Raw genomic sequence first — 23,310 nt, forward strand, 5'->3', positions numbered from 1 at the left:
ACTGTTGGTGCGGCTGGACGAGGCTGTACCATGCTCTGTATCTTGGTTCTAGCGTTTTTACGTTATTATACTACTGCCAGAGTGACAAAACAGGGTTAAGAAGGAGTAATGAGTAATGAGTAATAAGTAATGAGTAAATACCCATTTTTCATCCACTCATTACTCATTACTCCTTACTTATTACTTTAAAGCATTGCGTGAAGCACGGGGTTTCAGACCCATTTTTCTGATGAATTTTCCCCTCCGCCCCCTGCACCCTACCCCTCTGCCTCTTTTCAATGCCCTATTCCCCAATAGAATTATTGCCAAAAACTGTTTCATCGTCGGCATCATCATATAAATCTACTGGCAAAATTGCGCCTTCGCAGCTTTCAATTTGTCCGATCGCAGGGGGATTTTTCCAATTAACATCAATGTTTGAGGTGATTTGGACGGTGTTTAAGAAAGGCTGCTGCGATCGCAAATGTTTCAGTTTTTGAAACGACTCTTTGGAGAATAAAGCACCATTATCAGCAGCAAATTTTTTCTCAGTATCAGTGAGAATTGCATCAAATAAACAGGCATTGGTGAGATTGGCAGAATTAAGATTTGTCCCCCTTAGGTTCGCCTGTTGGAGGTTTGCGCCTGTAAGATTTGCCTGTTGCAAGTTTGCGCCTGCAAGGTTTGCGCCTGTAAGGTTCGCGCCTGTGAGGTTAGCCTGTTGCAAATTTGCTCCAGCTAAATTCGCCCCCATTAACTCGGCATTGGATAAGTTTGTTTGCTCAAGATTTACCCCAGTCAATGTCACTTGTAATAAAGAGGCTCCCGATAAATTGAGTCCAGCCAGAGACTTGATTCGGGTTGCGAAAGCACTTTTATGCAAAACTGTTGTCTTTGCAATTAGCACACTCAGCACCTCTGGGTTGAATTCTGTCAAATTAACTGGATTCCCACAAAGCCAAAAAGGAATTTTTGTTTCTCGGTAGCAAGCACAAAGCAATAAAAAGACATTCAGTCCTACAGCAGCATTCACCTGTTCAACATTCACAGGGTTTTGTAGTGCGTGAAAATTAGTTAAGGCGTTGTGGGCTATCCCTTCATCTAACCAACGTCCTTGACAGTAAGCACGCCAGAAAGATAAAAGACGTTGAAATAAAACTTCAAATGAAAACTTGTGTTTTTGCTGGCGACGTAATCCAGCGATCGCCAGTTCTTCAATTTCTTGGCTAAGTATGCCGTAACCTAGTAAATTATAAATATGCTGGGCTAGGCTACTGGGAGAATCAAGCACAAAAGTTGGCGTACCATAAGCCTCATCTTGGTACTGAGTCAGAAATTTAAGTTGGGCAGCAATAGCATCTGCACAAAGAAATTCTCCTAACTTGATGTATGAAAACTCAATTAAACTACTTTGGGTTGCGCTTTCTACATCCCGAATTTTAAAATAAAACTCTGGTAGAGTCTTAAATTCACCAGCTAGATTAATTTGATGACGTTGTGAGTGTAAAATTTTAAGAGCGATCGCGTGCATCTGCTCAAGTAAATCTTGAGGATGACGACCAGCAAGTAAATTAGCGATCGCTTCTGGAGTGCGGTGGATATGAGCCGATCCTGAACGCAATAGCATCGTCTTAATACCACCAATTAGCGGATATCCCAATAACCATCGACTCAGACGATGATGAATCTCCCATAACAGAAAAGACTTTTGGGTATTAGCAGCTAACTGTAATAGTTCATCATCTAGCAATCCGTCACGGTGCAAAATGCCTAACAAATGCAGCATTAGAGGTTGACGAACAAGGACAGATAATTCTCTTAATTTGGACTGGCTAGCAAATACCCCTGACTGTTTTAGCAGTGTAAATAAATTTTGAGCAATGGACAATGATTGCACTTTTGCCCACTGCTGAAACCATTGTTTGAGTTCATCTACATCCAATGGCTGGATAATAATTCGCTTCAACAATAGCGGTAGTTCCGAGACGATTTCAGGTAAAGTCGTTGAACGACTCGTCAACACAATTTTGTGTCGATGCTGAGATTGAAAGTTCAATAATTGCTGAAGAAAAATCGCTTGTGCCCTGATACCCTGAGCAGAATGGGGTAGTTCATCCAAACCATCCAGCAGCAACAAACAAGGGAGATTTTCTTGCTCTAACCAAGTTGAAAGATTGACAGGAAAGGCAGAATTTAAGGTTTCGATTAAAGTTTTTCCGTATTTTACATCTCGTAACCGAATTACTATCGGCATCCAAGTCGGGTATAATTCTTGTGCGACTTGTGCCGCCCAAAGTTGGCAAAAACTAGTTTTTCCATAACCAGGTTCCGACTCAATCACAGCGATCGTTTCTAAATCTGTTAGCTGTTGTTCTGCCCATGTCTTTAAATCAACTGGTTTAACAGTTTTTTTCTCCTGATCAGAAATATTTTCCTCTATTGGTAAGCCTTTTTGTGGCACATAGATATCCTGGAGAGCAAAGGATTCCATCAGCAAAGGCTGACTGAGGTTTTGAATCAAGCTTGCCCGGTAATGTTCTCGGTGCAAATCAATTTTCTCACCGACTGTAGAACCAACTTCTGGGGCGATGAAGCTGGGAGATAATGAAATCCCCAATCGGAAAAATTTTTGTAGTTGGGCTAAAGGTGCAGCATTTTCGGTGACAACTACCAGTATGTCACCAGGAAGTGAGTTGACTAAACGCTGTGTTAAAAGTTTAGCTTCAGTTTCCTCTGCACCATTGGCAACTAACCAAGCGATGACAGCGCTATTTATTTGTTGCACTAGCAATGAGTCTGCAACCAAAGATAGTGCTTGTTCAGCTTGAGTATCAGTCAATTTACCTGGAGTGAGAGTTTTCAGCAATCCTTGTAGTTGCGGATCTTGAAGGATGAGTCTACCCACATCTTCTATAAGGATGTGTGGCTGCATAGGTATACTTGCTCGGTCTAGCCACGGTCTTTGTAGCCTTGACTCCTGCTCTAAAATTGCTTGCAAAGCCTGGAGATAGGCAATCTGAAACGCTAGCCACGTCCCTTCGTTACGTTTTAATGGTTTTTTTTGGCTGAGGCTACGCAACAGGTTTTCTGTCAACCGGGAAATGACACTGATTTCTTCCCAAACAATATTTAAGGGCAGTTCTAAAACCTCTACCAAGGTACAGATATCAAAAGGTACAAGGCTTTTGACTTCCATATCCTGAACAATACGGTAGGCAATACCTGCCAGTTGCCCCACTGAAAACCCTCTGATTTGATTGATTGCGATATGGCGTTCTGCCAACCAGTGCCGAATACTCAGGTTCATTTAATTACATAATCAAGGCTGCATGAGGCAATTATGATCGATTTATCCCTTTGCGAAAACAGGTAACAATGATAAAGACAAAGTTTTGTATCAAAGTTGTTTTTTGATTGGTAAAAACACTGCTTATGTATTGAGTGGATTATGAGCGATCGCCCGATAAAATTATTGTTAATCGACCAAGACCCAATTTTTCGTCTGGGTTTACAGGTAGCTCTAGAAGCAATTCCTAACTTGGTAGCGATCGCATCGGTAGAAACTGATACCGTTGCCTTGCAGATTTTAGCAGAAATTGCCCAAAAAGACCCTAACCAGTTAAATTTGGTAGTTTTGGAATTCGGTAATGGTCGCTCTACCACCAGTCAACAGCTAGGTTTACAATTCTGTCGCCAACTCAAAGCCTTATATCCCAACCTCCCAATTTTGCTCATCAGTTCTGTCCAAGAACAAGGACTGCTATTAGCGGCAAAATCTATTGGTGTAAATGGCTACTGCTCCAAAGGTACACCACTTGCTGAGTTAGTCGCTGCCATCCAAGAGGTTGCAAATGGGGGTTCTTACTGGTTTGGCGATGCGGAAGCAATCATAACTCCTAATTCCCCACTCCCTAGTAGAGACGCGATTAATCGCATCTCTCCCCACTCTCCACTCCCATTTTCTAAACTCCGAAATAATTTGCGTTTGTCAGGAAATACTGACATTGAATCCACCCTGGCCGCAGTAACAGCACAATTACAAGTTCCCGGATTACCAGTACTAGATCGAGCAATTTTAGCTGGACGGCGGCGAGAACTGTTAGCAGCGCGTTGGTTACTAAATCGGTTATTGGTTTCATCACAAGAAAAGCAAGAAGAAATTCCGATTGCTGATGAGCCGCCTTTGACTCCTTCGTTGAGTAGTGCCATTCAACAAAGACAAACTGTCTCACCTTTGCTTAGTCCGGGAACATTACAATCTGTTTTGTTTGCATCTTGCGTTACTAAACTTCAATTTCCTTTAAAAAATGTCACAGATATACCTTTAGAAATTGACATCTTTCGTGAAGATAAAAAGCGGGAATTACTTTATCTAATTTTGCAAAAATTAGCTCAACAGTTGGATGAACTGCGTGTTTCTCATATTGAGATAAATCAATTATATGAAGTAAAAAATATCTTGATGCGCGACTTATGGCAAATAGCAGTTACAGATTTTTTCGGGAAATTTTCTCGAATCCAAATAGAGAATCAAAATATAGAAATTGTTAACTTACTGCTACAGAGTACAGAGGTTGTGCAAAGAGATATTCTCAATAAAATTCCGCTAATTTGTGAGTTGTATTCTTATCTGATATTTCAAACAGAATTGAATATTGATAACACCTCATATTCAGTAGTGAGTGCTGAGTCTAAGTCTCAGGCACTAATGATTTTAGAGAACTTGTTGATTCAGGTAGCGAATGGAGTAGTACAACCATTGCTAAACTCTTTAGCAGATGTAGAAGAGATTAAGCAAAATTTTTATGGGCAGCAATTGATTTCCACAAGAGAAATTGAAAGATTTAGAAATGATTTGTCGTGGAAATATCGATTAAGAAATTATATAAATGAACCAAAGGCAGTATTTGAAAGCCGTTATGATCTATTTGTAATAGTACCTCGTGGTATTGCCAACACTTCAGTTTATGCTCCTCGAAATCAGGAGTTAGTAAGACTTTCTAATATTCCTTTAGTAGTAACATTGCTGCTAGAATTTAGTGATGCGATCGCACCGCGTCTAAAATCACTATTATCTTTTTTAGGTAGCGGTATAGTCTTCATTCTCACTCAAATAGTTGGTCGTGGTTTAGGTTTAATCGGTCGTGGTATTCTTCAAGGTATTGGTAGCGTTTCGTCAGTAGAAAAGAACTTTAGAAGAAATAGCGATCGACCCAAGTGAAGCACAAATGACAAATGACAAATGACCAATGACAAATAATGATTTTATCGGACTAGCAATTTCTTATATTTACGCCACCAGTTTGCTTGTCATTGGCGAGGTACTGCGTAGGCTATTTAATGTAAAGCCAGATTTGACTCGCAAAGTGATTCATATTGGTGCAGGGATGTGGGTTTTCGGTGTCCTGCTGCTGTTTAATCGCTGGGAAATCGGAATTATACCTTTTGCTACCTTTATCGGACTGAATTACCTGTTTTACCGCTACCGAATCATCGGCGCAATGGATACTGAAGATAGCTCACCTGGTACAGTTTACTTTGCTATCTCAGTGACGCTGTTATTCGGGTTACTGTGGCGGCCAGATGGGCCAGTAGATAGCGTTGCGATCGCTGTTGCTGGGATAATGGCAATGACCTGGGGTGATGCGCTAGCAGCATTAATCGGTAGACGCTTCGGACAGCATAAATACCAAGTGGGAAATTCTGTGCGTTCCTGGGAAGGTTCGGCAGCAATGTTTGTAGCAAGTACAGTGGTGATTTTCTTGGTGCTGTTGTTGCTACCCGGTTCATCTCTGAGTCCCCTAGCAACGCCTTTAGGTTTAGGATGGGCCTTATTGACGGCAGTGGTAACTGCTACTTTCGCCACCCTAGTAGAGGCAGTCTCACCACACGGTACAGATAACCTCAGCGTGCCTCTAGTAGCAGCCGGAGTAGTGTGGATAATGCAGGCATTTTAAAATAATTTGTAATTCGCCTCCAGGGGCTTCACCTCGTTCCCAGTCTGAGACCATTAGTGACAACTTAAGATTAAAATCCATTTGTCAATGAGAGGTTTTGTGAGAAACGAAGTATAAAGGTGAACTTTTTTCTGATTGTTATACGTAATTAGGGAGTGATGCTGATAAACAAAGCATTAATCGTCACTGAAAAAGTTCGTTTTTTGTCCCTTGAAAACCGAATTTTTCGGCAGAAATGCTTATTGACGTAGTAAGTTTGAGCTGAAGTTGTCACCAATAGTCTCAGACTGGGAATGCTATCACGAGGCTCCGCCTCCAGGGGCTTGACGAGAGGTAGAACCTCTCAGAATACATTCCCAGCCTGGAGGCTGGGAACGAGGCGAAACGAGATTTTAAAGTCGATATAGTGTTATGCCCAATGCCCAATAATTCATAAATTCCAATTGCGGCGGAAATGGAAGAAGCCTTCTAAAAACTCTTGCAAAGCAATGTTGCTATTTAACTTTTGTTTACTCCACTCTTTTGCAGTCTGTTCCAGAATTACTGAGAAACTGGGATACACGGGAGATAAGTTTGCTAAATCTTTAACTTTAATTTTTTGTGATATTACCAAGGCAATCAAATTAATTAATTCACCAGCTTCTTCCCCCAATATCGAAGCTCCCAAAATTTCCCCATTGCGTAGCACAATTAATTTACACATACCAGTGGTTTCGTCCCGAAGTTGGGCTGCTACCACTGTTTTAAAATACTGTCGCAAAACTAAAACTTCATCTCTACCAAATTGGCGTTTTGCTTGGGCTTCAGTCAAACCGACTTGCGCCAACATCGGCACAGAAAATATCGCCCAAGGAGTGGAGCAATAATTTACTCGTAGCCTGGGGAAAAAGAGGGCATTGTTTAGGGCAATTTTGGCTTCATAATTAGCGATATTGGCAAAGTCGTAACCACCAATTACATCACCACAAGCATAAATGCGGTGGTTAGTGGTTTGTAATTTATCATTCACCACTAAGCTACGCCGATGCCATTTCACGCCTACTGTTGCCAAATTGAGAGATTCGAGATTTGGCTGTTGTCCAGTCGCCACTAAAATTTCATCAGTTTCAAAGGCCTTATCTCCTGCTTGAATCCACTTTTTATCCTCAATTAGCTTCACCTGAGTTACTGGTTTTTCGGTGAGGACGCGCACACCCTCGACTTCCAATTGTGCCTGAAGCAATATGGCTATCTCAGGCTCTAAATAGGGGAGAACATAAGGATGCTTGACTACTAACGTCACACTACAACCAAACCGCGCTAAAGTTTGAGCGATTTCAATGCTTTGGGGAATTCCGCCGATAATTACCCAATTTTTGGGTAATGTCTCTCCTTGTAAGGATTGCCAAATATTAGACAGGGTTCGATAGCCAGTGGCTTGCAATCCTTCAATCTCAGGAATTTCTGGACGTGAACCAGTGGCTAGCAAATAGGTACGGGCGCGTAATAGGCGATTGTTAACTGCAAAAGCTAGTTGCGGGGAAGATTGAAATTGACCACTGCCAACTATGACATCGACTCCCTGCGCGGCTAGGATGGCTGGAGAATGCTGTTCTTTAAGATTTGAGGCGACGCATTGAGCATACAACATCGCTTCTTGCCATGCCATAGATATATGGCATTTTTCTGAGGTATCAGTGTGTGTGGCGTGAATACCAAAACCGGCTGCATTATTTAACTTCTGTGCCAGTTTAGCAATTTCCGTAAGAGCATAATGATGAGTAAACCCATAATCTACTTTGGGTTCCACCAGGGCAACTGTAGCACGTAGTTGGGTTGCAGCAAGGGCAGCGTAATATCCAGCAAGACTGCCGCCAATAATTACAATATCGTAGTCATTAGTCATTAGTCATTAGTCATTTGTCATTAGTCATTAGTCATTAGTCATTAGTCATTTGTCATTTGTCATTTGTCATTAGTTATTGGGCAAAACAGTTCTGTTAGCGGTAGCGGGGCATTGAGCCAGTGTTAAGTAAAGAAGTGAGATTCCCAACTCATTACTCATTACTCATTACTCATTACTCAGCGCTGTTAGTAAGCGTTGGTTATCGGACTCTTCACGTACAGCAACCCGGAAAAAGCGATCGCCTAGTTCTTGAAAGCTGAGGCAATCGCGGATTAAAATCTGATGATGTTTGAGTAATTTTTGCTGCAACTGCAAAGTAGACTGTTGGGACTCAACTAGTAAAAAGTTAGCGGCACTTGCTTGGGGTTGCAATCCTGGGATTTCAGCTAAACCCTGAAAGAGTTGGTTTCGTGCAGGTGGTAGCCATGCCCAGGTTTGCTGCTGAAACTCTGTATCTTGGAGTGCCGCAATTGCCGCCGCTGCCGCTAGTGTGTTTACAGGCCAAGGATCGCGCCATAGCTGCCATTTTGCTAGACAATCGGGGTGTGCGATCGCATATCCTAATCGCAATCCTGGGAGACTGTAAAATTTGGTCAGCGATCGCAATATTACTAAATTTGGATATTCCTGTACCATCGGAATCAGGCTTTGTTCCTCATTGGGCGGTACAAAATCCATAAATGCTTCATCCACCACAACCAAAGCAAATTGCTCCAGGTAGGGCAAAATCGACTCCCGCGAAAATAGCTTTCCGGTTGGGTTGTGGGGATTATTCAGCAATAATCCACAGAGAGTGCTGTTAGCGGCAGTGGGGCGTTGAACTACTGCTGTTAGCGGTAGCAGGGCATTAAGCCAGTGCTGAGTGCTGAGTAAAACTGGTAACTCAGCATTCAGCACTCGTTGCTCAGAACTAATCAGGGGACACTCCAGCACTTTCGCGTCGTATGCCTTTAGGGTTCGGTAGTAGTCGCCAAAGGCTGGAGTTATTAAAATTGTCGCGGCTAATTGAGCTAATTCCCTACCGATTAAAGTGAGTAATTCTGCGGAGCCGTTACCCGGCAGAATCCACTCAGGCGGCAATTGATGGAAGTGACTGAGAGCTAGTCTCAGTTCACTATAATTTGGGTCTGGATAGTGCTTAAGATTACCAATTTGGGACAGTATAGCAGCGATCGCGCTGTTTGGAGGCCCCAACGGGCTGATGCTAGCAGAAAAATCCAGAATAGCATCAGGGGAATAGCCAGCCAGTGCTGCTGCCCAGGCTAAATTTCCCCCGTGTGCAGGTTGCCGCATTAAAAAAGGGTTCCCGAAGACAGAACCTATGCTTTTGGGGGTGCTACCTTTTCTCTAAACAGTTTTCCTGCGGAGAAAGCAGGAACTCTCGTAGCGGGAATTTCCATCTTTTCATTTGTTTTCGGGTTGCGACCTTCACGAGCTTTACGTTCCCGTGATTCAAATGAGCCAAATCCCACCAATGTCACCTTATCACCAGAGGAAACCGCTTCAATAATCGTTTCCAAAGCGGCAGTTAAGACTGCATCCGCTTGTTTCTTGGTAACACTAGCTTTTTCAGCTACGGCATCAACTAATTCACCTTTGTTCATGTCAAACTCCTGAAGGTTTACTTGAGATTTCAGTACGGATGCAAATCAATACATCTTGTACTGAAAAACTTGTTCGCAGAAATACAAAAATCATCCTTTGGGAGTATTTTTACTCAAAACGGCTGTACATCCCATCGGCTCGACTTTTCAATGAATCATTCTAAGGTGTTGTAGCCTGATGTGGATAGATGAAAGCATTAATTTATATAGATTTCAGGATGTTTTGTAATTTTAGGGTACTTGTTTCCCTAAAAACTACCCCAAAAGTAGGAAAAAATACCTATTAAAAACCGCTATTTCCAAGAAAACGGGGAAGTAGCGAGGTGGGAGATGGTTAGCGTTTGTTGGGATTAATTACCGATGTTAAAGAGTTATTGCTGAGATTAAGGAACTCCAACTCCAATACTGTTCGGATAAGCATGGGAGGCAGGGGAGGCAGAAGAGACAGGGGAAGCAAGGGAGGCAGGGGAAGCAGGGGAGGCAAAACTCAACGCCAGTTTGTATTTCTGACTTTTCACGTTATGTAGAAAAGTTCACCAAAAACCTAACCCCCTAATCCCCTTCCCGATGCGGGAAGGGGGAAAATTCAAAGTCTCTCTCCTTCTAGGAGAGAGATTTAGAGAGAGGTTTTCCAGATGCCGTAGAAAAGTCAGGTTTCTATTTTCCCCCCTACATCCCCTGCCCTCCCTGCCTCAACGGATAAATTTCTGTATTGCTCTATGTGGCAGACGTTTTAAAGAATCTGGAAATATAGCCGTAAGAATCAGATTACGATTTGTAACATTTGTAGAATAATATCTTAGAAAAGAAAAATTGGGAAATAATGTCGGATTTAAGAGCGGAATTAACAGAAATTTTGGATGAGGCAGAGTGGGAGTGGCTAATTCCTCATGTACAACGAGATGCAGTAATTTTGGTGGCACCTGAGTTAAACTTGGTGGATGTTGGAGTAGCGATCGCCAGTGATAATATTCCATCAGTGCAACAGTGGATTGATGAGCTATTGATTACCAAACCCACGACAGTACAGGTGGGAGAATGGAATCTTGAGCGTAGTAAGCGATTTAATACTCTCATCGTCCAGCCTTACGTTTTGGCACAAGAAATAGCTGCGGCTTAAATAACTTCTGTAGATTTGGCAGCAAATTTTGTAGCAGGGTTTTAGAACCTGCTACAAAACTCAATTGCATTAGCAGATGAAAATCCAGGTAAGCAGAGAGCAAAATAACTGAATTTTGTGGAAAGTCTATGGTAAGGTTTTGCAGTGTGGATTAGCTTAAGGCGTTGCCGCAGCCCAAATCAGGCATCAGACTAAAGCAAAATTTTCTTCTTTAAAATTTATCCATCTAGGAACTATAATTGTTACGATAATTTCAGATTAGATATTGAAACCTTGATCCAATCTGAAACCTTAGAACTATTAGAATGGCATCGCCTCTGCCAGCACCTTGCCACCTTTGCGGCAACTAAGCTAGGGGCGACAGCTGCGCGTAATCTGAAAATACCCGATTCTCAGATCCAAAGCGAACAGTTGTTAGAGCAAACCAAAGAAGTCTACCGACTGGAAAATCGCCTGGCTGCGGGGCTGTCATTTGAAGGAATTCAAGATATTGGCGATTCCTTAGAACGTGCAGAACGCAGTGGAACGTTGATAGGGGATGAACTGTTAGCGATCGCCACTACCCTCGCTGGTGCGAGAAATTTACGCCGTGTCATTGACAATCAGGAAGATTTACCGATACTGACTGATTTAGTTGCCGATTTGCGGACTTATCCCGAACTAGAACAGGAAATTCATCGCTGTATTGATGAACGGGCCCAGGTAACTGATCGCGCGAGTCAAAAACTGGGAGAAATTCGCACAGACTTACGGCGATTACGCAGCCAAATTACTCAAAAACTGCAAAATATCTTACAGGCAAAATCTGGCGCCGTTCAAGAACAGCTAATTACGCAACGCAGCGATCGCTTTGTCATCCCTGTAAAAGCACCCCAAAAAGATGCCATCCCCGGTATTGTTCACGATACCTCTACTAGTGGTGCAACGCTGTACGTAGAACCGAATTCAGTAGTACCTCTAGGCAACCAATTACGGCAAATCATCAGAAGAGAACAAGCCGAAGAAGAAACCATTCGCCGCATTTTGACAGAACAAGTCGCCGCAGTCAAATCAGATTTAGAGAGATTGTTAGCGATCGCCACCACCTTAGATTTGGCAACCGCGAGATCGCGATATAGTTTCTGGCTAGGGGCGAATCCCCCGCGATTTATCCAGCGGGAAGACAAGGAAATCATTACCTTGCGGAACTTACGACATCCTCTGTTAGTGTGGCAACAACAGCACGAACAAGGGCAACCAGTAGTTCCTGTAGATTTGTTAATTAGTCCGCAAATTCGGGTAGTGACAATTACCGGGCCAAATACTGGCGGTAAAACTGTAAGCTTAAAAACCTTGGGATTAGCAGCATTGATGGCGAAAGTGGGTTTATTTGTCCCCGCCCGCGAACCAGTAGAAATCCCTTGGTTTGATCAAGTGCTGGCAGATATTGGTGATGAACAATCCTTACAGCAAAGTTTATCCACATTCTCTGGACACATCCGCCGAATTAGTCGGATTTTAGAAGCATTGGGGAATGGGGACTTGGGACTGGGGACTGGGGAAAAAGAAATTCCTAATCCCCAATCCCTAATCCCCAATCCCCAATCCCTAGTATTACTTGATGAAGTCGGTGCAGGAACCGATCCAGTAGAAGGTAGTGCCTTAGCGATCGCCTTGTTGCAATATCTCGCTAACCATGCCCAGCTAACTATTGCCACCACTCACTTCGGCGAACTGAAAGCCCTAAAATACGAAGACGATCGCTTTGAAAATGCCTCTGTAGAATTTGACGAAAGTACTCTCTCGCCGACTTATCGTCTGCTGTGGGGCATCCCCGGACGTTCTAATGCCTTAACTATTGCCCTACGCTTGGGATTAAAACCGGAAGTAGTACAACAGGCAAAAACCCAAGTAGGAGAGGCCACAGATGAAGTTAACCAGGTGATTGCTGGCTTAGAAGCGCAACGCCGCCGCCAGGAAACCAAAGCTGCCGAAGCCCAAGTGTTGTTGCAGCAAGCGGAACGTTTATACAAAGAAGTATCCGCAAAAGCCGCAAGTTTGGAGGAGAGGGAAAGCAGTTTGCGGGCTTCACAAGAAGTAGCAGTGCAACAAGCGATCGCTCAAGCAAAAGGTGAAATTGCCCAAGTGATTCGCCGTTTGCAGAAAGGTACGCCCACAGCCCAAGAGGCGCAGCAAGCCACCAACGCTTTGAATCAAATTGGCCAGCAATATCAGCCAGCAACGCCAGCAAAACCAAAACTTGGGTTTATGCCGAAAGTAGGCGATCGCATCCGTGTTCCCAAATTGGGACAGGTAGCCGATGTAATCACCGCCCCTGATGAAGATGGCCAGTTAAGCGTTCGCTTTGGGCTAATGAAAATGGCTGTGAAGTTGGAAGATATAGAATCTTTAGATGGCCAAAAAGCCGAACCAGTCGTCAAACCCAAACCAGCCCCAGCAGCAGTAACCCCGCCACCGCAAAGTGTCCCAGAAATTCGGACTTCTCAAAATACCATCGATTTGCGTGGTAAACGGGTAGCTGATGCCGAATACATTTTAGATAAAGCCATCTCGGAAGCTACAGGCCCAGTCTGGATTATTCACGGGTACGGCACTGGTAAACTACGGCAAGGTGTCCACGCCTTTTTGCAACAGCATTCCAGAGTGAACAACTACGAACCAGCAGAACAAGCAGATGGCGGCACCGGTGTTACTGTTGCTCACATCAAATAAAGAGCAGGAAATTTGCGATGTTACTTGAACTCAATCAACTAATCGTTAAAGCCGGTCATCAGTTGTTGATTAAAGATGTCTCCTGGTCGGCATACAAATGCATTTTAGCAGAATTGGGAGACAATCGCAGTTCGCGCATAGCTTACAGTCAAGGGGTGCTGGAAATAATGGCTCCATTGCCAGAGCATGAAGGAGCTAAAGTTATTATTGGAGACTTGGTAAAAGTTTTATTAGAAGAACTCAATCTGGAATTTTGGAGTTTGGGTTCTACAACTTTTGATAAAGAAAGTATGGACGCTGGGATAGAACCCGATGATTGTTTCTATATCCAAAATGAAGCTAGAATTAGGGGCAAAGATAGAATCAATTTAGAAATCGACCCACCTCCAGATTTGGCTCTTGAAATTGATATTACCTCCCGGACTCGTTTCAATAATTATCAAGCTTTAAAAGTACCGGAACTGTGGCGATGGAATGGAAATAAATTGCAAATAAACGTGCTGTTCAATGGTCAATATGTAGAATCAGATATCAGTTCTATTTTCCCTAATCTCCCCATTTGCCAAGTGATTCCCGAATATTTGATGCTGAGTAAAATCAATGGCAGAAATGCGACAATGAAAGCATTTCGTGCTTGGATAAGACAGCAAATGAGTAACCTAATTTAGTTTAAATTGTCAAAAATTACTCCTCAAAAAGTTTGTGCCTAATATCCGTATTGAACCATAGATTTTGGTGAATATCTCAACTATTATCTTCACCCATCAACTTGATAAATTAGTTATGAATCTGCGCGTAGTTTGCGATTAGCTCCGTAATATAAATTAAGTTGAAAAACAATTATCCAACATTTTCTAAATGCTGACTCGATCAAATTTTTAAGTTTGCCAATGTAATTTATAATTCAAACTTGTGACATATTGACAAAAAACCTTAATTAATGTATTGCTGAAACAATAATATTTCTCACTTGATTGATTTTTTGTGGGTCAAAGCGATCGCCTAGAATACCTCAATAAGTAGGCATGAATGTGATTATCCGAGGCTTTATTGAGATTGACATCTGAATTATTGACAATATGCTCATACCCTAGATTTAAGATCACTGAATTAAAAATTCAGATAAGACAAAAAGATTTGTAGAGACGGCGATTTATCGCGTCTCGAAAACCCAAAATTTTTGCCAGTAGCCCTTAAACCAAGGGTATAGAGCAATACCCTTGGTTTAATTATGAATTATGAATTATTAATATTGGTCATCAGTTTCATGGAGACATCAATCATCCTGATGTTACCCAGCCTGTCTTGAAATAACAGGCTACACACAAGCAAAATGGGGTGGATTATGTCTAGTAGTAAGAAACGCCTTTAGCAAATAGGCAAAAGATTTGTATAGTAATTATGTATACATGAAGACCAAGTAATAAATATCAAGAAATTTCAAAATTTCCAGTTGCAAATAAATTATGAGGTATTCTAAATAATTACTTAGTGATAATTAGCAGTTAGCATTTAAAACAATAGTTTATTAATACTCTTGTACGGAGCTAGCAGCAAAAGTCAAGTAAACCTTAACTAGAATTGATAATTTTCTACTTTGTCCAAAATAAATTTTCATCTAGAGTAGGACAAAGATACCTGCTGTTTACCACATAAAAAACTAGCTGAAGCCTTTGGCTCTTAGCTATGGGAAACCAACCTTGATTCTGAAGAGTCTGGTTTCAAAATGGGTAACAGCAACATCCCCTATCAGCTTGATCACCTATGCTAAAAGTTATGCACTCGGCCACCAACTCAGCCAATCCAAATTCCCAGTGGGAGGATTTAATCAAGCTTCCAGCCCCAAACACAGTCCAATGGGACAATATCAAAACCCAATTAGACTTGATACTGTTGGCGCTAGAAACCTTAACTGGGATTGGTTCAGAGGCAATGCTTTCGGCGGCAACCGATCTGAATTTAGAGTCAAGAGTGCCAGACCGCGTAGCTTTATGGCGACTACGCCAGTCAAATCCCCTACGCAAAGGTCAAGGAGGGCGGAAAAAGCTAGATGTCGAAGAAGCGCGATCGCTTGTTTTGATCATCTGCTATCTAGCCAAACAGCACCAAGAATTGATTCGCCGCGCTGTCGGTCTGTTAGAACAAATGGCAGAAAATAACCGGGAACCTCACCAGGCTGCTTTACTTGGAGACTATATTGATGCTTTTTGCAACACCTACCAAGAGCGGATGGAAGAGGACGAGAAAATCTCAACGGATTTACTAACCAACCTGGCTTTAAAACTGCTTGTAGATTTACTTTTTTACAGTGCTGCTGGTGGGCATCGCCGTCTCTGGCTAGCACTTATAGACCGTTCAACAAAATTTTAGATTTGAAATTTCTCAACCAAAATTTACTTGCGATTTGTTTGCTAGATCGAAAAACCCTTTTGATGGTCGTTAGCTTTTTGGGCGATGCACTGTCAACACTGTTTCCTCCTTCCACGCCAGTTTGCATAACTGAAGGAACCTGACAAAGTTCTGAGTGGAGGAGTCCGGCGTTCCAACTTTTCGCTCAATTTTTTGCAAAATCCCAAATAGTCTTCCAAGTTGTTCCTGCTATGCCTCTATCAAATTCTGTCATTCGTCGCTACACACCACCGACTTGCACGCTAGAAGTATTCGCGCAAAGTTCACCTCTGTCCCGTTGGATGGGTAAAACTGTCCTCAAACACCTAAGCTTTGAGTTACGTTTTGACGATCCCCGATTACCAGAAGAAAACAGAATTCCAATTCGGGGCGATCGCGAGCAACTCGAAGTTTTATGTGATGCTGTCACTAGCTACGTACAGCAATTTCTCCAACAGTCTCCAGAAAGCTTTTGGGTCAGTTTCTCTGGTACTCAGCAGTCAAGCACAGTATTGGATGAGCCGGAATTAAAGTCTTCAACAAAAACATTAAATGCCTTTAATACCCAGATTCCAGGGGCAAATATTTATTTAGAACCAAGCAGCTATTTAACTCACAATCTATTTCTCGGTTCTCTTGCCAACTACTCATCTGGCCCTGTAATTCAACTCAGTCTGCTGCAACTATTCGATTTGGCAAGCGCTTTAGATGAATACTCGACTGATGTGATGGCACTCCCAACTCTCAACAACACTAGTTCGACTCTGAGATTCCCGACTTGGGCACCTATTGCCGCAGTATTAGTAATAGGTATAGGTTTTTTACCAGTTACTTGGCAATATGCTAACAATCTGAGAGAAAAGCAACAGCAAACAGCCAAAACATCAGATTCAGCAGCGGTAAAGACTGCTTTAGAACCTTCATCCTCACTAAACTTTCCTACGCCCGATCCTGGACTAACCACTCCAATCAATCCATCAGATAACTTGCTAGGTTCTACCCCTCCACTTGCCACATCCACTTTACCCCAAGCACCTCTAACAGCCCCTAGTTCTTCTAGTTTCTCTACGCCCCCACCTCTAAATGTATTGACAATACCTCAGGGTACGACTGCAACCCTTCCCAAAAATAGTGCGATGCCTCCGGCGAGCTTTTCTAACGCACCATCTAGCAAAAAACTCCCAGGTCAGGAAATTGCCATATTACCAAATCTGGGGCAAAATCCTACAAGGTCAAGTTCCCAACCCGGTACTATCCCTCGACTGCGAAACTTGCCACCGAGACTATCTTCTAACGCCAGCAGCTTACCGACTAATATCTCACCAGTTCTTCCCCCATCTCTTGACACCATACCCAATAATAATCGTGTCAATGCTCCTACCCAACCCTCCCAACTCAACTCACAACAACAGCTAAATGAAAGAATCAATTCTCTACAGCAACCTTCTTCTGTAGAGAAACCTACTTCCCAAGTTCCCTCATCTAGAACTGCCGAGAATAATCCTTTTATCGATCAATTAGGGGACACACGCAAATCTCCCACATCCAGAGAAGTAGCGACTGGCACATTATTTGATACACCTCAAGTAGCAGAAGCTAGAGAATATCTAATAAAGCGTTGGCAACCACCCACTGGACTAGCACAAACATTAGAGTACAGTTTGATAGTTGGTGTTGATGGCACTGTTGAACGAATTTTTCCCCTGAATAGGGCAGCAAGAGAATTTGTTGATAGCGCTGGGATGCCCGAAGTTGGTAAACCTTTTGTTTCCGCCAATAAACGCGGACAAAATGTCAGAATTCGAGTTGTTCTCAGTCCTGATGGTAAGGTACAGACTTTTCCAGATGAGTAAGTAAACTAATCCGTTTAATGACACTTGTAGAACTGGTACAAATCTTGTGCCAGTTTCTATTAATCAAATTGCTCTTGAGCTTGCTTTTGAAGTCCAGTTATCAAACTGGTCTTAATATTGATACCAGTAAACCTACCAGTCAATACAATTACTGTTAATACCAATTATCCCAAATTCAACTACAGATAAAAGTCTGGAAACCCAGATTAAATCTTAAATTTTTTAATTAGTAATTGGTATAAATAGTTAATGTCAAAGGTAGGAAATATGCAAACAGTTGGTAATCAAAAAGATAGTGCAGCTTGGATTATTCAAACCTGGGCAGCTTTTATGTTGTCAATTTCTATGACCACCTTCGGTATTGTAAACTTACCTGTAGATAGCTGGGTGAAAGGCTTTATGGGTATGGGTTTAGCTTTCTCTGTTGGCTCAACTTTTACTTTGGCGAAAACTACTAGAGACTTGCATGAAACTAGAAGATTAACTGCTAGGTTAGACGAGGCGAAGGTAGAAAAATTGCTTTCACAGCACGATCCTCTAAGTTTCAAATGAAGGCAATTATCGTAATTTTGGATTAAAAGGCTGTAGATAATTAGTTTTTGAAGACGCGATAAATCGCCGTTTCTACAAATCTTTTTGTTGTATTGTGCTGTATATGACGAAAAACAAAAGGACTGGATATACCAGTCCTTTATTATATTGATTTAACGTTTTTATCTTAATAACGAGATTTTTTGGTTTTTAACTTTTGTTTTTTACGCCGGCGCTCGCTAGCTGCAACTGCATGTTCCACCGGATAACCTACTACAGGAATTACCTGATATTTGCGCTCTTCTTCTAAATTTTTCAGTTCAGTGTAATCAACCCAATGAATGCAATCAACCGGACAAGTGTCAATTGCTTCTTGGATAATTTCTTCAGCGTCCCCATCTTGCCTAACTACGCGCGATCGCCCGTAATCTGGTTCAATATAAAAGGTGTTACGCGCAACATGAGCGCAATGCTTGCAACCAATACAGGTAATTTCATCAACATAAACACCATTTTGTCGCAGCAAACCGCCCAATTCCGGTTCTAAACCAGAACGTTCTGGAGCATCTCGTAAAAAACCCCCTAGTTCTGGTTCCAAACCGGAACGGTTATCTTCTTGTTCTTCCGGTGACGGCAGAAAATCAGCCATTACGCACTCCAGCGCTGTACTACCAGGCGAATTGAACCATCTTCATTTTTTTGTTGTTCAGAGACTTGAAAACCAACACGAGCAGTTTCTTTCACAACTGTTTGATAAGCATAACGCTGTGTTACCTGGCGCAAAAATCCGTCTACAGACAAATCTTGCTGCCAATATTGCAAGTCAGCCACCAATTCATATTCTTTGCCGTTCCATCTAAAACCGATGTCGTAGCCATTTTCCTGCTCAATACTAACTTCCGCAGGATGGGTTTGACCGCGATAGCCACGGACTTCGCGTGGGCCGGGTTTCCAGTCTACGCCCAATTCAGTCAAAGCATCTTTCAAAGAATCAAGGTTACGGATTTGAGTCTTAATTTGGCTAAAGTGTGACATGGTGGTTCTGAATTAATAACACTAAACTACTGTGAAAACTTACCAATCGCTGTAAGTGGTGTGTGTATTCGCCAGATTAGATTGCTGCACCTTGGCGGCGAAATATTCTGAGGTTGGCTCATGATTAAGTACTTGCCCCAACTGTGCCTCTATTGCTGCTGTAACCTCAGCACAAGAAGCACCCACAATGCCAGTGACTTTCTCTTGTACCCGACCGTCTGGATAGATTATGAACTCTAATGTCTCCATGCTTTTGGCCAACCAGGATAAGTACGCTTAAATTGTACTGTCTTAGCAGAAGGCTACAAATATAGCCGTAGGAACATTTTTACTTAGATACAAAGTTGATATTTGTTAACTAATGTTCCATCTTTCAACATATATGTCTCAGAATCTTTGCAAAACTTATTAGTATTATAAGCACATACATCAGTATTTAGTTAGTTTCTCTTAACCTCATTGATTAGTCAAGGCAACTACTGAAGCTAGCTAAGTAAGCTGCAAATGTCCTATAAATAAGCATTAGAGGTAGTATAGGCAGCAAGTAAATTCACAAAAATATAAAATTTCTTGAAAAACTTTAATTATTACCATTCGATTTACCTTATTGTCTTTTAGTAGGTTAGATACAGCGCAGTGTTAGTCTACAGCAAGATACTAGTGTATACGTAAGTAGGCATTGTATTAATCAAAGTTACGGGTTATTAAATTGTAGATTTTTTGTGTCTGTCGATTAATGCGATCGCATTTAGTATATTAACTAGCAACTTGGGTTAATATTATAAGTCAGGTAGCTAAGATGTCGCCGCGAATCAAAGTGTACTCCTACTCGATATACCACTCGTCAAATTCTTATATTGGTATTACTCTTGCCGAAAAAGCATTGCAGGGTTTACCTGTTGATATTGAACGACGACCAATATATATTCCGAAGGAGCGGGGTATAAAGGTAGTTGACCTGCAAGGACGAACTGAAAACGCCCTATTATCTTCGTATCACAAAGAAGATTGTCTGCGGTGGGCGAAAAAGTACGGTATTGAAATTCGGCTCAAAGGGTTTGAAGAATTTGCGAGATGGGTGAAGCGTTGGGAGAAAATGCAGCTTGGTCGTGAAGAACTTCCGGCCAGATCCTATTACGCTGCTTGTGGAACAGGGAAAGAGCATTTGCTTGATGCCGCTTTTTTTCGAGCGACGTACATCGACCAACTTGATGTCAACGATGAGTCTGTGATTCGGAAAGTTGCAAATGATGTTGGGTTGAATGGCGATCGCATTCTAGAATTAGCATACGGTGAGGCAGCCAAACAGGCAGCAGTAGCAGCTTTAGCAGAATACGAACAGTTTGGTTGTCCCGGAGTCCCGACTTGGGTAGTCGAAGGCGAGAGATTTTGGGGAAAGGATCGTGTTGATTGGGTAGCAGAAAAGGTAAAAGAATTATGTGTAATTTAACACATCTCACCCAGAATTTTTACCAGTACACATCTAGTCGCTTCTATTCCCCGTTAAGAGTTTCCTTGCTACGCAAGTAAGTTCTCCAAATCAAAACGGATTCCTATATTTCTCTCTTGCTGTTAACATAATTCAAAATAAAGCCTGCTAATAAACATTAGGGGCGCACAGCTAGCTGTGCGCCCCGACGAATCACCTAATATTACACCCTACAAAAGTACGGGTTATGAAATCCACATTACTTAGTAATGATTTAGATTAATGCCAGCTTCTTTTGCCATTGCTTCTAACCCATTAATTTGTAGGGTTTTGATTGCTTTAGTAGACAGCTTTAACTTCACCCAGCGATTTCCGCCTTCCCACCAAACACGCTTGTTTTGCAGATTAGCGTGCTGAAGGCGTTTAGTACGGCGGTGGGAGTGGGAAACAGCAAAAGCGTTATTTGCCTTCTTACCAGTTAGTTCACAGCGACGGGACATAGCAAATATCTCCAGATTGTTATTTTAATACAGCCTTTCCATTTTAGGTCTAAGGCAACAGAAGTGGTGAATGGGGAGATGAGGAAGCAGGGGAAGCAGGGGAGAAATAACTCCTAACTCCTAACTTCCCACTCAGCACGGGCTAAACGCCCCGCTACCGCTAACAGCACTACTTACTAGCTTGTTCCGTCAGCTTGGTGAGTACGTCATTCGATCGCTCGACGAAGGATTTCATTCCCTCAGCGTCAAATCCTTTCTGAGACATCAGCGCTAAATCGTAGACGTGTTGGCAAATCAAGTTGACTAACTGATTTGTAGACGATTCACCGTCACCTTGAATAATACTACCTTGGTTCAGATTTGCCAGATTTTGAATCAGCGGGTGAGCAGTATTCACTAGCAAAACGTGATCTTCGGGAAACTCTGCTGTTCCTTGCTGCATCATGGCGTTCATTTCGCGCAGGCGGCGAAGAATCTCTGGTAAAAGCACGATCGCAGGTGGTGTACCTTGAGGATCGTCTGATTTCAAAGCTTCGGTGCGGATGTTGAGTTTGGGTTTGTTGAGGGATTTCTCAAATAACTCTTTGATCGTCTCACTCCGAGTTTTATTCGTCTTGGGATCGACAATTTCCTTATCTTTATCTTGTTCGAGCAGAGTATTATCTAAATCTGAGTCTACCCGTGTAAACTTGACATCCTGATATTCCCGCTCTAGGAAGTTGATAAAGTGGGTGTCGATGAAGGAGTCCATAAACAGGACTTCCAAACCTTGATTTTTGTGCAGTTCTATGTATGTAGATTGGGTTGTTTCATCGGTGCTGTAGAAAACTCGGTTTTCGTTGCGTTCTTTGTTGCGTTCTAGATACTCTTTCAGCGTAGTATAGGGAGCTATGGGTGCTGAGTCAGAACTGGGTGAAGGAGTGACATCTTGCCAAGCATCCCCGTCTGAAGATTGGACTTCAACCACTGGCGTTTCAGCAGCAACTTTTTCTGTCAGCTTGGCAGTGGTGCGGAAGACGATGATATCTTCGATTTGTTTTTTGAATTTCTCGTCGTTGAGAACGCCAAATTTTACGAAAGTGCCGAGGTCTTTCCACGCACTAATGTATTGTTCACGATTATCGCGGAAAAGTTCTTTGAGGCGATCGCCTACTTTTTTGGCAATATAATCACCAATTCTCCGCACGGTGCGATCGCCCTGCAAGGCACTCCGCGATACATTCAGGGGAATATCGGTACTATCAATCACACCCCGCATCGGCATCAGAAATTGTGGGATAATTTCTTCGCAGTTGTCACTAACGAAAACTTGATTGCAAAATAGCTTGATCTGCCCTTTGGTAACATCTACATCTGGTCGCATTTTGGGAAAATACAAAATCCCGTTGATGATAAAGGGATAGTCAGTATTTAGATGTACCCATAACAAAGGTTCTTCCTGAAAAGGATAGAGGTAGCGGTAAAACTCTAAATAATCTTCTTGAGTCAGATTACTCGGAGACTCTCGCCACGGTGCTTTTTGCTTATTTATTACTTCGCCATCGAGTTTAATTGGGACTGGTAAAAAGTCGCAATAAGTCTTGACAAGATTCTTAATTCGTGCTGATTCGAGAAATTCCTCTTCCTCTCCTTGCAGGCTGAGAATAATAGTAGTACCGCGAGTTGTCCGAGAAGATTCTTCAAGAGTGAAAGCTGGAGAACCATCACAAGACCAGTGAACCGCTTGCGCCCCTTCTTGATAGGATAGGGTATCAATTTCTACCTTTTGCGCCACCATAAAGGAAGAGTAGAAACCAAGACCGAAGTGGCCGATTATCGGTTGATCTGATTTGCCTTCATACTTATTAATAAATTCTTCAGCACTAGAGAAGGCAACCTGATTGATATATTTCTTAACTTCATCTGCGGTCATCCCGATACCGTTATCGGAGATGGATAGAGTTTTCTTATCTTTGTCAATGGCAATTTCAATTTCTGGTTCGCCGATATCTCCAGCATAATCGCCGGCGCGGGATACCATTTTCAGCTTTTGGATGGCGTCTACAGCGTTGGATACCAGTTCCCGCAAGAAGATTTGGTGATCTGAGTAAAGCGACTTCTTGATGATCGGGAAAATATTCTCAGTATGAATACTGATAGTGCCTTGTTCTAGCATAATTGGTAGTTTTCGATGTTAGTATCTGAAACGATGATAGTAGGTAATACAACCTAGCCATCTGTTTTCCAGGATAAACCCGGAGAACACAGAAGGACATGATACCAATTAGGATTTTAAAAGCATAACTTAGGCGATCGCACCTTTTTTGAGCATTGTTTG

General features: G+C 42.3%; 18 protein-coding genes. 9 read left to right on the forward strand and 9 right to left on the reverse strand.

Going from position 1 to position 23,310, the window contains the following annotated elements; genetic code table 11:
• Window positions 1-283 precede the first annotated feature (283 nt).
• A complete protein-coding gene (locus tag V7L31_RS27330; RefSeq protein ID WP_334699155.1) occupies window positions 284-3,286 on the reverse strand; it encodes a pentapeptide repeat-containing protein in 3,003 nt (1,000 codons plus the stop codon).
• 141 nt (window positions 3,287-3,427) lie between these two features.
• Here V7L31_RS27330 and V7L31_RS27335 point away from each other — a divergent pair, with 141 nt between their 5' ends.
• Together V7L31_RS27335 and V7L31_RS27340 are read left to right on the forward strand one after the other, a co-directional pair.
• Window positions 3,428-5,200 (forward strand): DUF3685 domain-containing protein, encoded by a 1,773-nt coding sequence (locus tag V7L31_RS27335; protein ID WP_334699156.1) that lies wholly within the window; start codon window positions 3,428-3,430, stop codon window positions 5,198-5,200.
• Between the two features lie 28 nt (window positions 5,201-5,228).
• A complete protein-coding gene (locus V7L31_RS27340; RefSeq protein WP_334699157.1) occupies window positions 5,229-5,936 on the forward strand; it encodes a diacylglycerol/polyprenol kinase family protein in 708 nt (235 codons plus the stop codon).
• Window positions 5,937-6,366: 430 nt separating this feature from the next.
• Here the strand turns inward: V7L31_RS27340 and V7L31_RS27345 are convergent, their stop codons facing one another.
• The 3 genes from V7L31_RS27345 to V7L31_RS27355 all read right to left on the reverse strand — a co-directional run bounded on the left by V7L31_RS27345 (window position 6,367) and on the right by V7L31_RS27355 (window position 9,425).
• A complete protein-coding gene (locus V7L31_RS27345) occupies window positions 6,367-7,821 on the reverse strand; it encodes a dihydrolipoyl dehydrogenase family protein (RefSeq protein WP_334699158.1) in 1,455 nt (484 codons plus the stop codon).
• A gap of 165 nt (window positions 7,822-7,986) precedes the next feature.
• Window positions 7,987-9,114 carry a threonine-phosphate decarboxylase CobD gene (gene cobD, locus V7L31_RS27350; protein WP_334699159.1) on the reverse strand — a complete coding sequence of 376 codons (1,128 nt, stop codon included), beginning with the start codon at window positions 9,112-9,114 and terminating at the stop codon, window positions 7,987-7,989.
• Window positions 9,115-9,140: 26 nt separating this feature from the next.
• On the reverse strand, window positions 9,141-9,425 hold the full coding sequence (locus tag V7L31_RS27355; RefSeq protein ID WP_010998076.1) for an HU family DNA-binding protein: 285 nt from the start codon (window positions 9,423-9,425) through the stop codon (window positions 9,141-9,143).
• Between the two features lie 823 nt (window positions 9,426-10,248).
• Here V7L31_RS27355 and V7L31_RS27360 point away from each other — a divergent pair.
• The 6 genes from V7L31_RS27360 to V7L31_RS27385 all read left to right on the forward strand — a co-directional run bounded on the left by V7L31_RS27360 (window position 10,249) and on the right by V7L31_RS27385 (window position 18,050).
• Window positions 10,249-10,545, forward strand: a complete 297-nt coding sequence (locus V7L31_RS27360) for a DUF2288 domain-containing protein (RefSeq protein ID WP_334699160.1) — start codon at window positions 10,249-10,251, stop codon at window positions 10,543-10,545.
• A gap of 273 nt (window positions 10,546-10,818) precedes the next feature.
• A complete protein-coding gene (locus V7L31_RS27365; protein ID WP_334699161.1) occupies window positions 10,819-13,257 on the forward strand; it encodes an endonuclease MutS2 in 2,439 nt (812 codons plus the stop codon).
• 17 nt (window positions 13,258-13,274) lie between these two features.
• Window positions 13,275-13,925 (forward strand): Uma2 family endonuclease, encoded by a 651-nt coding sequence (locus tag V7L31_RS27370; RefSeq protein ID WP_334699162.1) that lies wholly within the window; start codon window positions 13,275-13,277, stop codon window positions 13,923-13,925.
• Window positions 13,926-15,021: 1,096 nt separating this feature from the next.
• Entirely contained in the window at window positions 15,022-15,627 is a 606-nt protein-coding gene (locus V7L31_RS27375; protein ID WP_334699163.1) for a DUF3038 domain-containing protein, read from the forward strand.
• Window positions 15,628-15,857: 230 nt separating this feature from the next.
• Window positions 15,858-17,498 (forward strand): DUF4335 domain-containing protein, encoded by a 1,641-nt coding sequence (locus tag V7L31_RS27380; RefSeq protein WP_334699164.1) that lies wholly within the window; start codon window positions 15,858-15,860, stop codon window positions 17,496-17,498.
• Between the two features lie 267 nt (window positions 17,499-17,765).
• Entirely contained in the window at window positions 17,766-18,050 is a 285-nt protein-coding gene (locus tag V7L31_RS27385) for a YiaA/YiaB family inner membrane protein (protein ID WP_292854330.1), read from the forward strand.
• Between the two features lie 166 nt (window positions 18,051-18,216).
• Here the strand turns inward: V7L31_RS27385 and V7L31_RS27390 are convergent, their stop codons facing one another.
• From V7L31_RS27390 to V7L31_RS27400, 3 genes are read right to left on the reverse strand one after another with little or no spacing between them, the layout of a single operon-like run.
• Window positions 18,217-18,678 (reverse strand): ferredoxin, encoded by a 462-nt coding sequence (locus tag V7L31_RS27390; protein ID WP_179067272.1) that lies wholly within the window; start codon window positions 18,676-18,678, stop codon window positions 18,217-18,219.
• Window positions 18,678-19,064, reverse strand: a complete 387-nt coding sequence (locus tag V7L31_RS27395; RefSeq protein WP_012406942.1) for a DUF1257 domain-containing protein — start codon at window positions 19,062-19,064, stop codon at window positions 18,678-18,680. The genes V7L31_RS27390 and V7L31_RS27395 overlap by 1 nt, the downstream gene beginning before the upstream one ends.
• Before the next feature lie 39 nt (window positions 19,065-19,103).
• Window positions 19,104-19,313, reverse strand: coding sequence for a DUF2997 domain-containing protein (locus tag V7L31_RS27400; RefSeq protein WP_179067273.1), 210 nt, complete (start codon window positions 19,311-19,313; stop codon window positions 19,104-19,106).
• Between the two features lie 550 nt (window positions 19,314-19,863).
• On the opposite strand from V7L31_RS27400, the gene V7L31_RS27405 reads away from it, so the two are divergent.
• Entirely contained in the window at window positions 19,864-20,514 is a 651-nt protein-coding gene (locus V7L31_RS27405; RefSeq protein ID WP_334699165.1) for a DsbA family protein, read from the forward strand.
• A gap of 242 nt (window positions 20,515-20,756) precedes the next feature.
• Here V7L31_RS27405 and rpmB read toward each other — a convergent pair whose 3' ends face one another.
• Both rpmB and htpG read right to left on the reverse strand, forming a co-directional pair.
• A complete protein-coding gene (rpmB, locus tag V7L31_RS27410) occupies window positions 20,757-20,993 on the reverse strand; it encodes a 50S ribosomal protein L28 (protein WP_292718775.1) in 237 nt (78 codons plus the stop codon).
• Window positions 20,994-21,162: 169 nt separating this feature from the next.
• A complete protein-coding gene (gene htpG, locus V7L31_RS27415; RefSeq protein ID WP_334699166.1) occupies window positions 21,163-23,148 on the reverse strand; it encodes a molecular chaperone HtpG in 1,986 nt (661 codons plus the stop codon).
• Window positions 23,149-23,310 lie beyond the last annotated feature (162 nt).

It is taken from the genome of Nostoc sp. (genome assembly GCF_036916655.1).
Taxonomy (GTDB): Bacteria; Cyanobacteriota; Cyanobacteriia; order Cyanobacteriales; family Nostocaceae; genus Nostoc.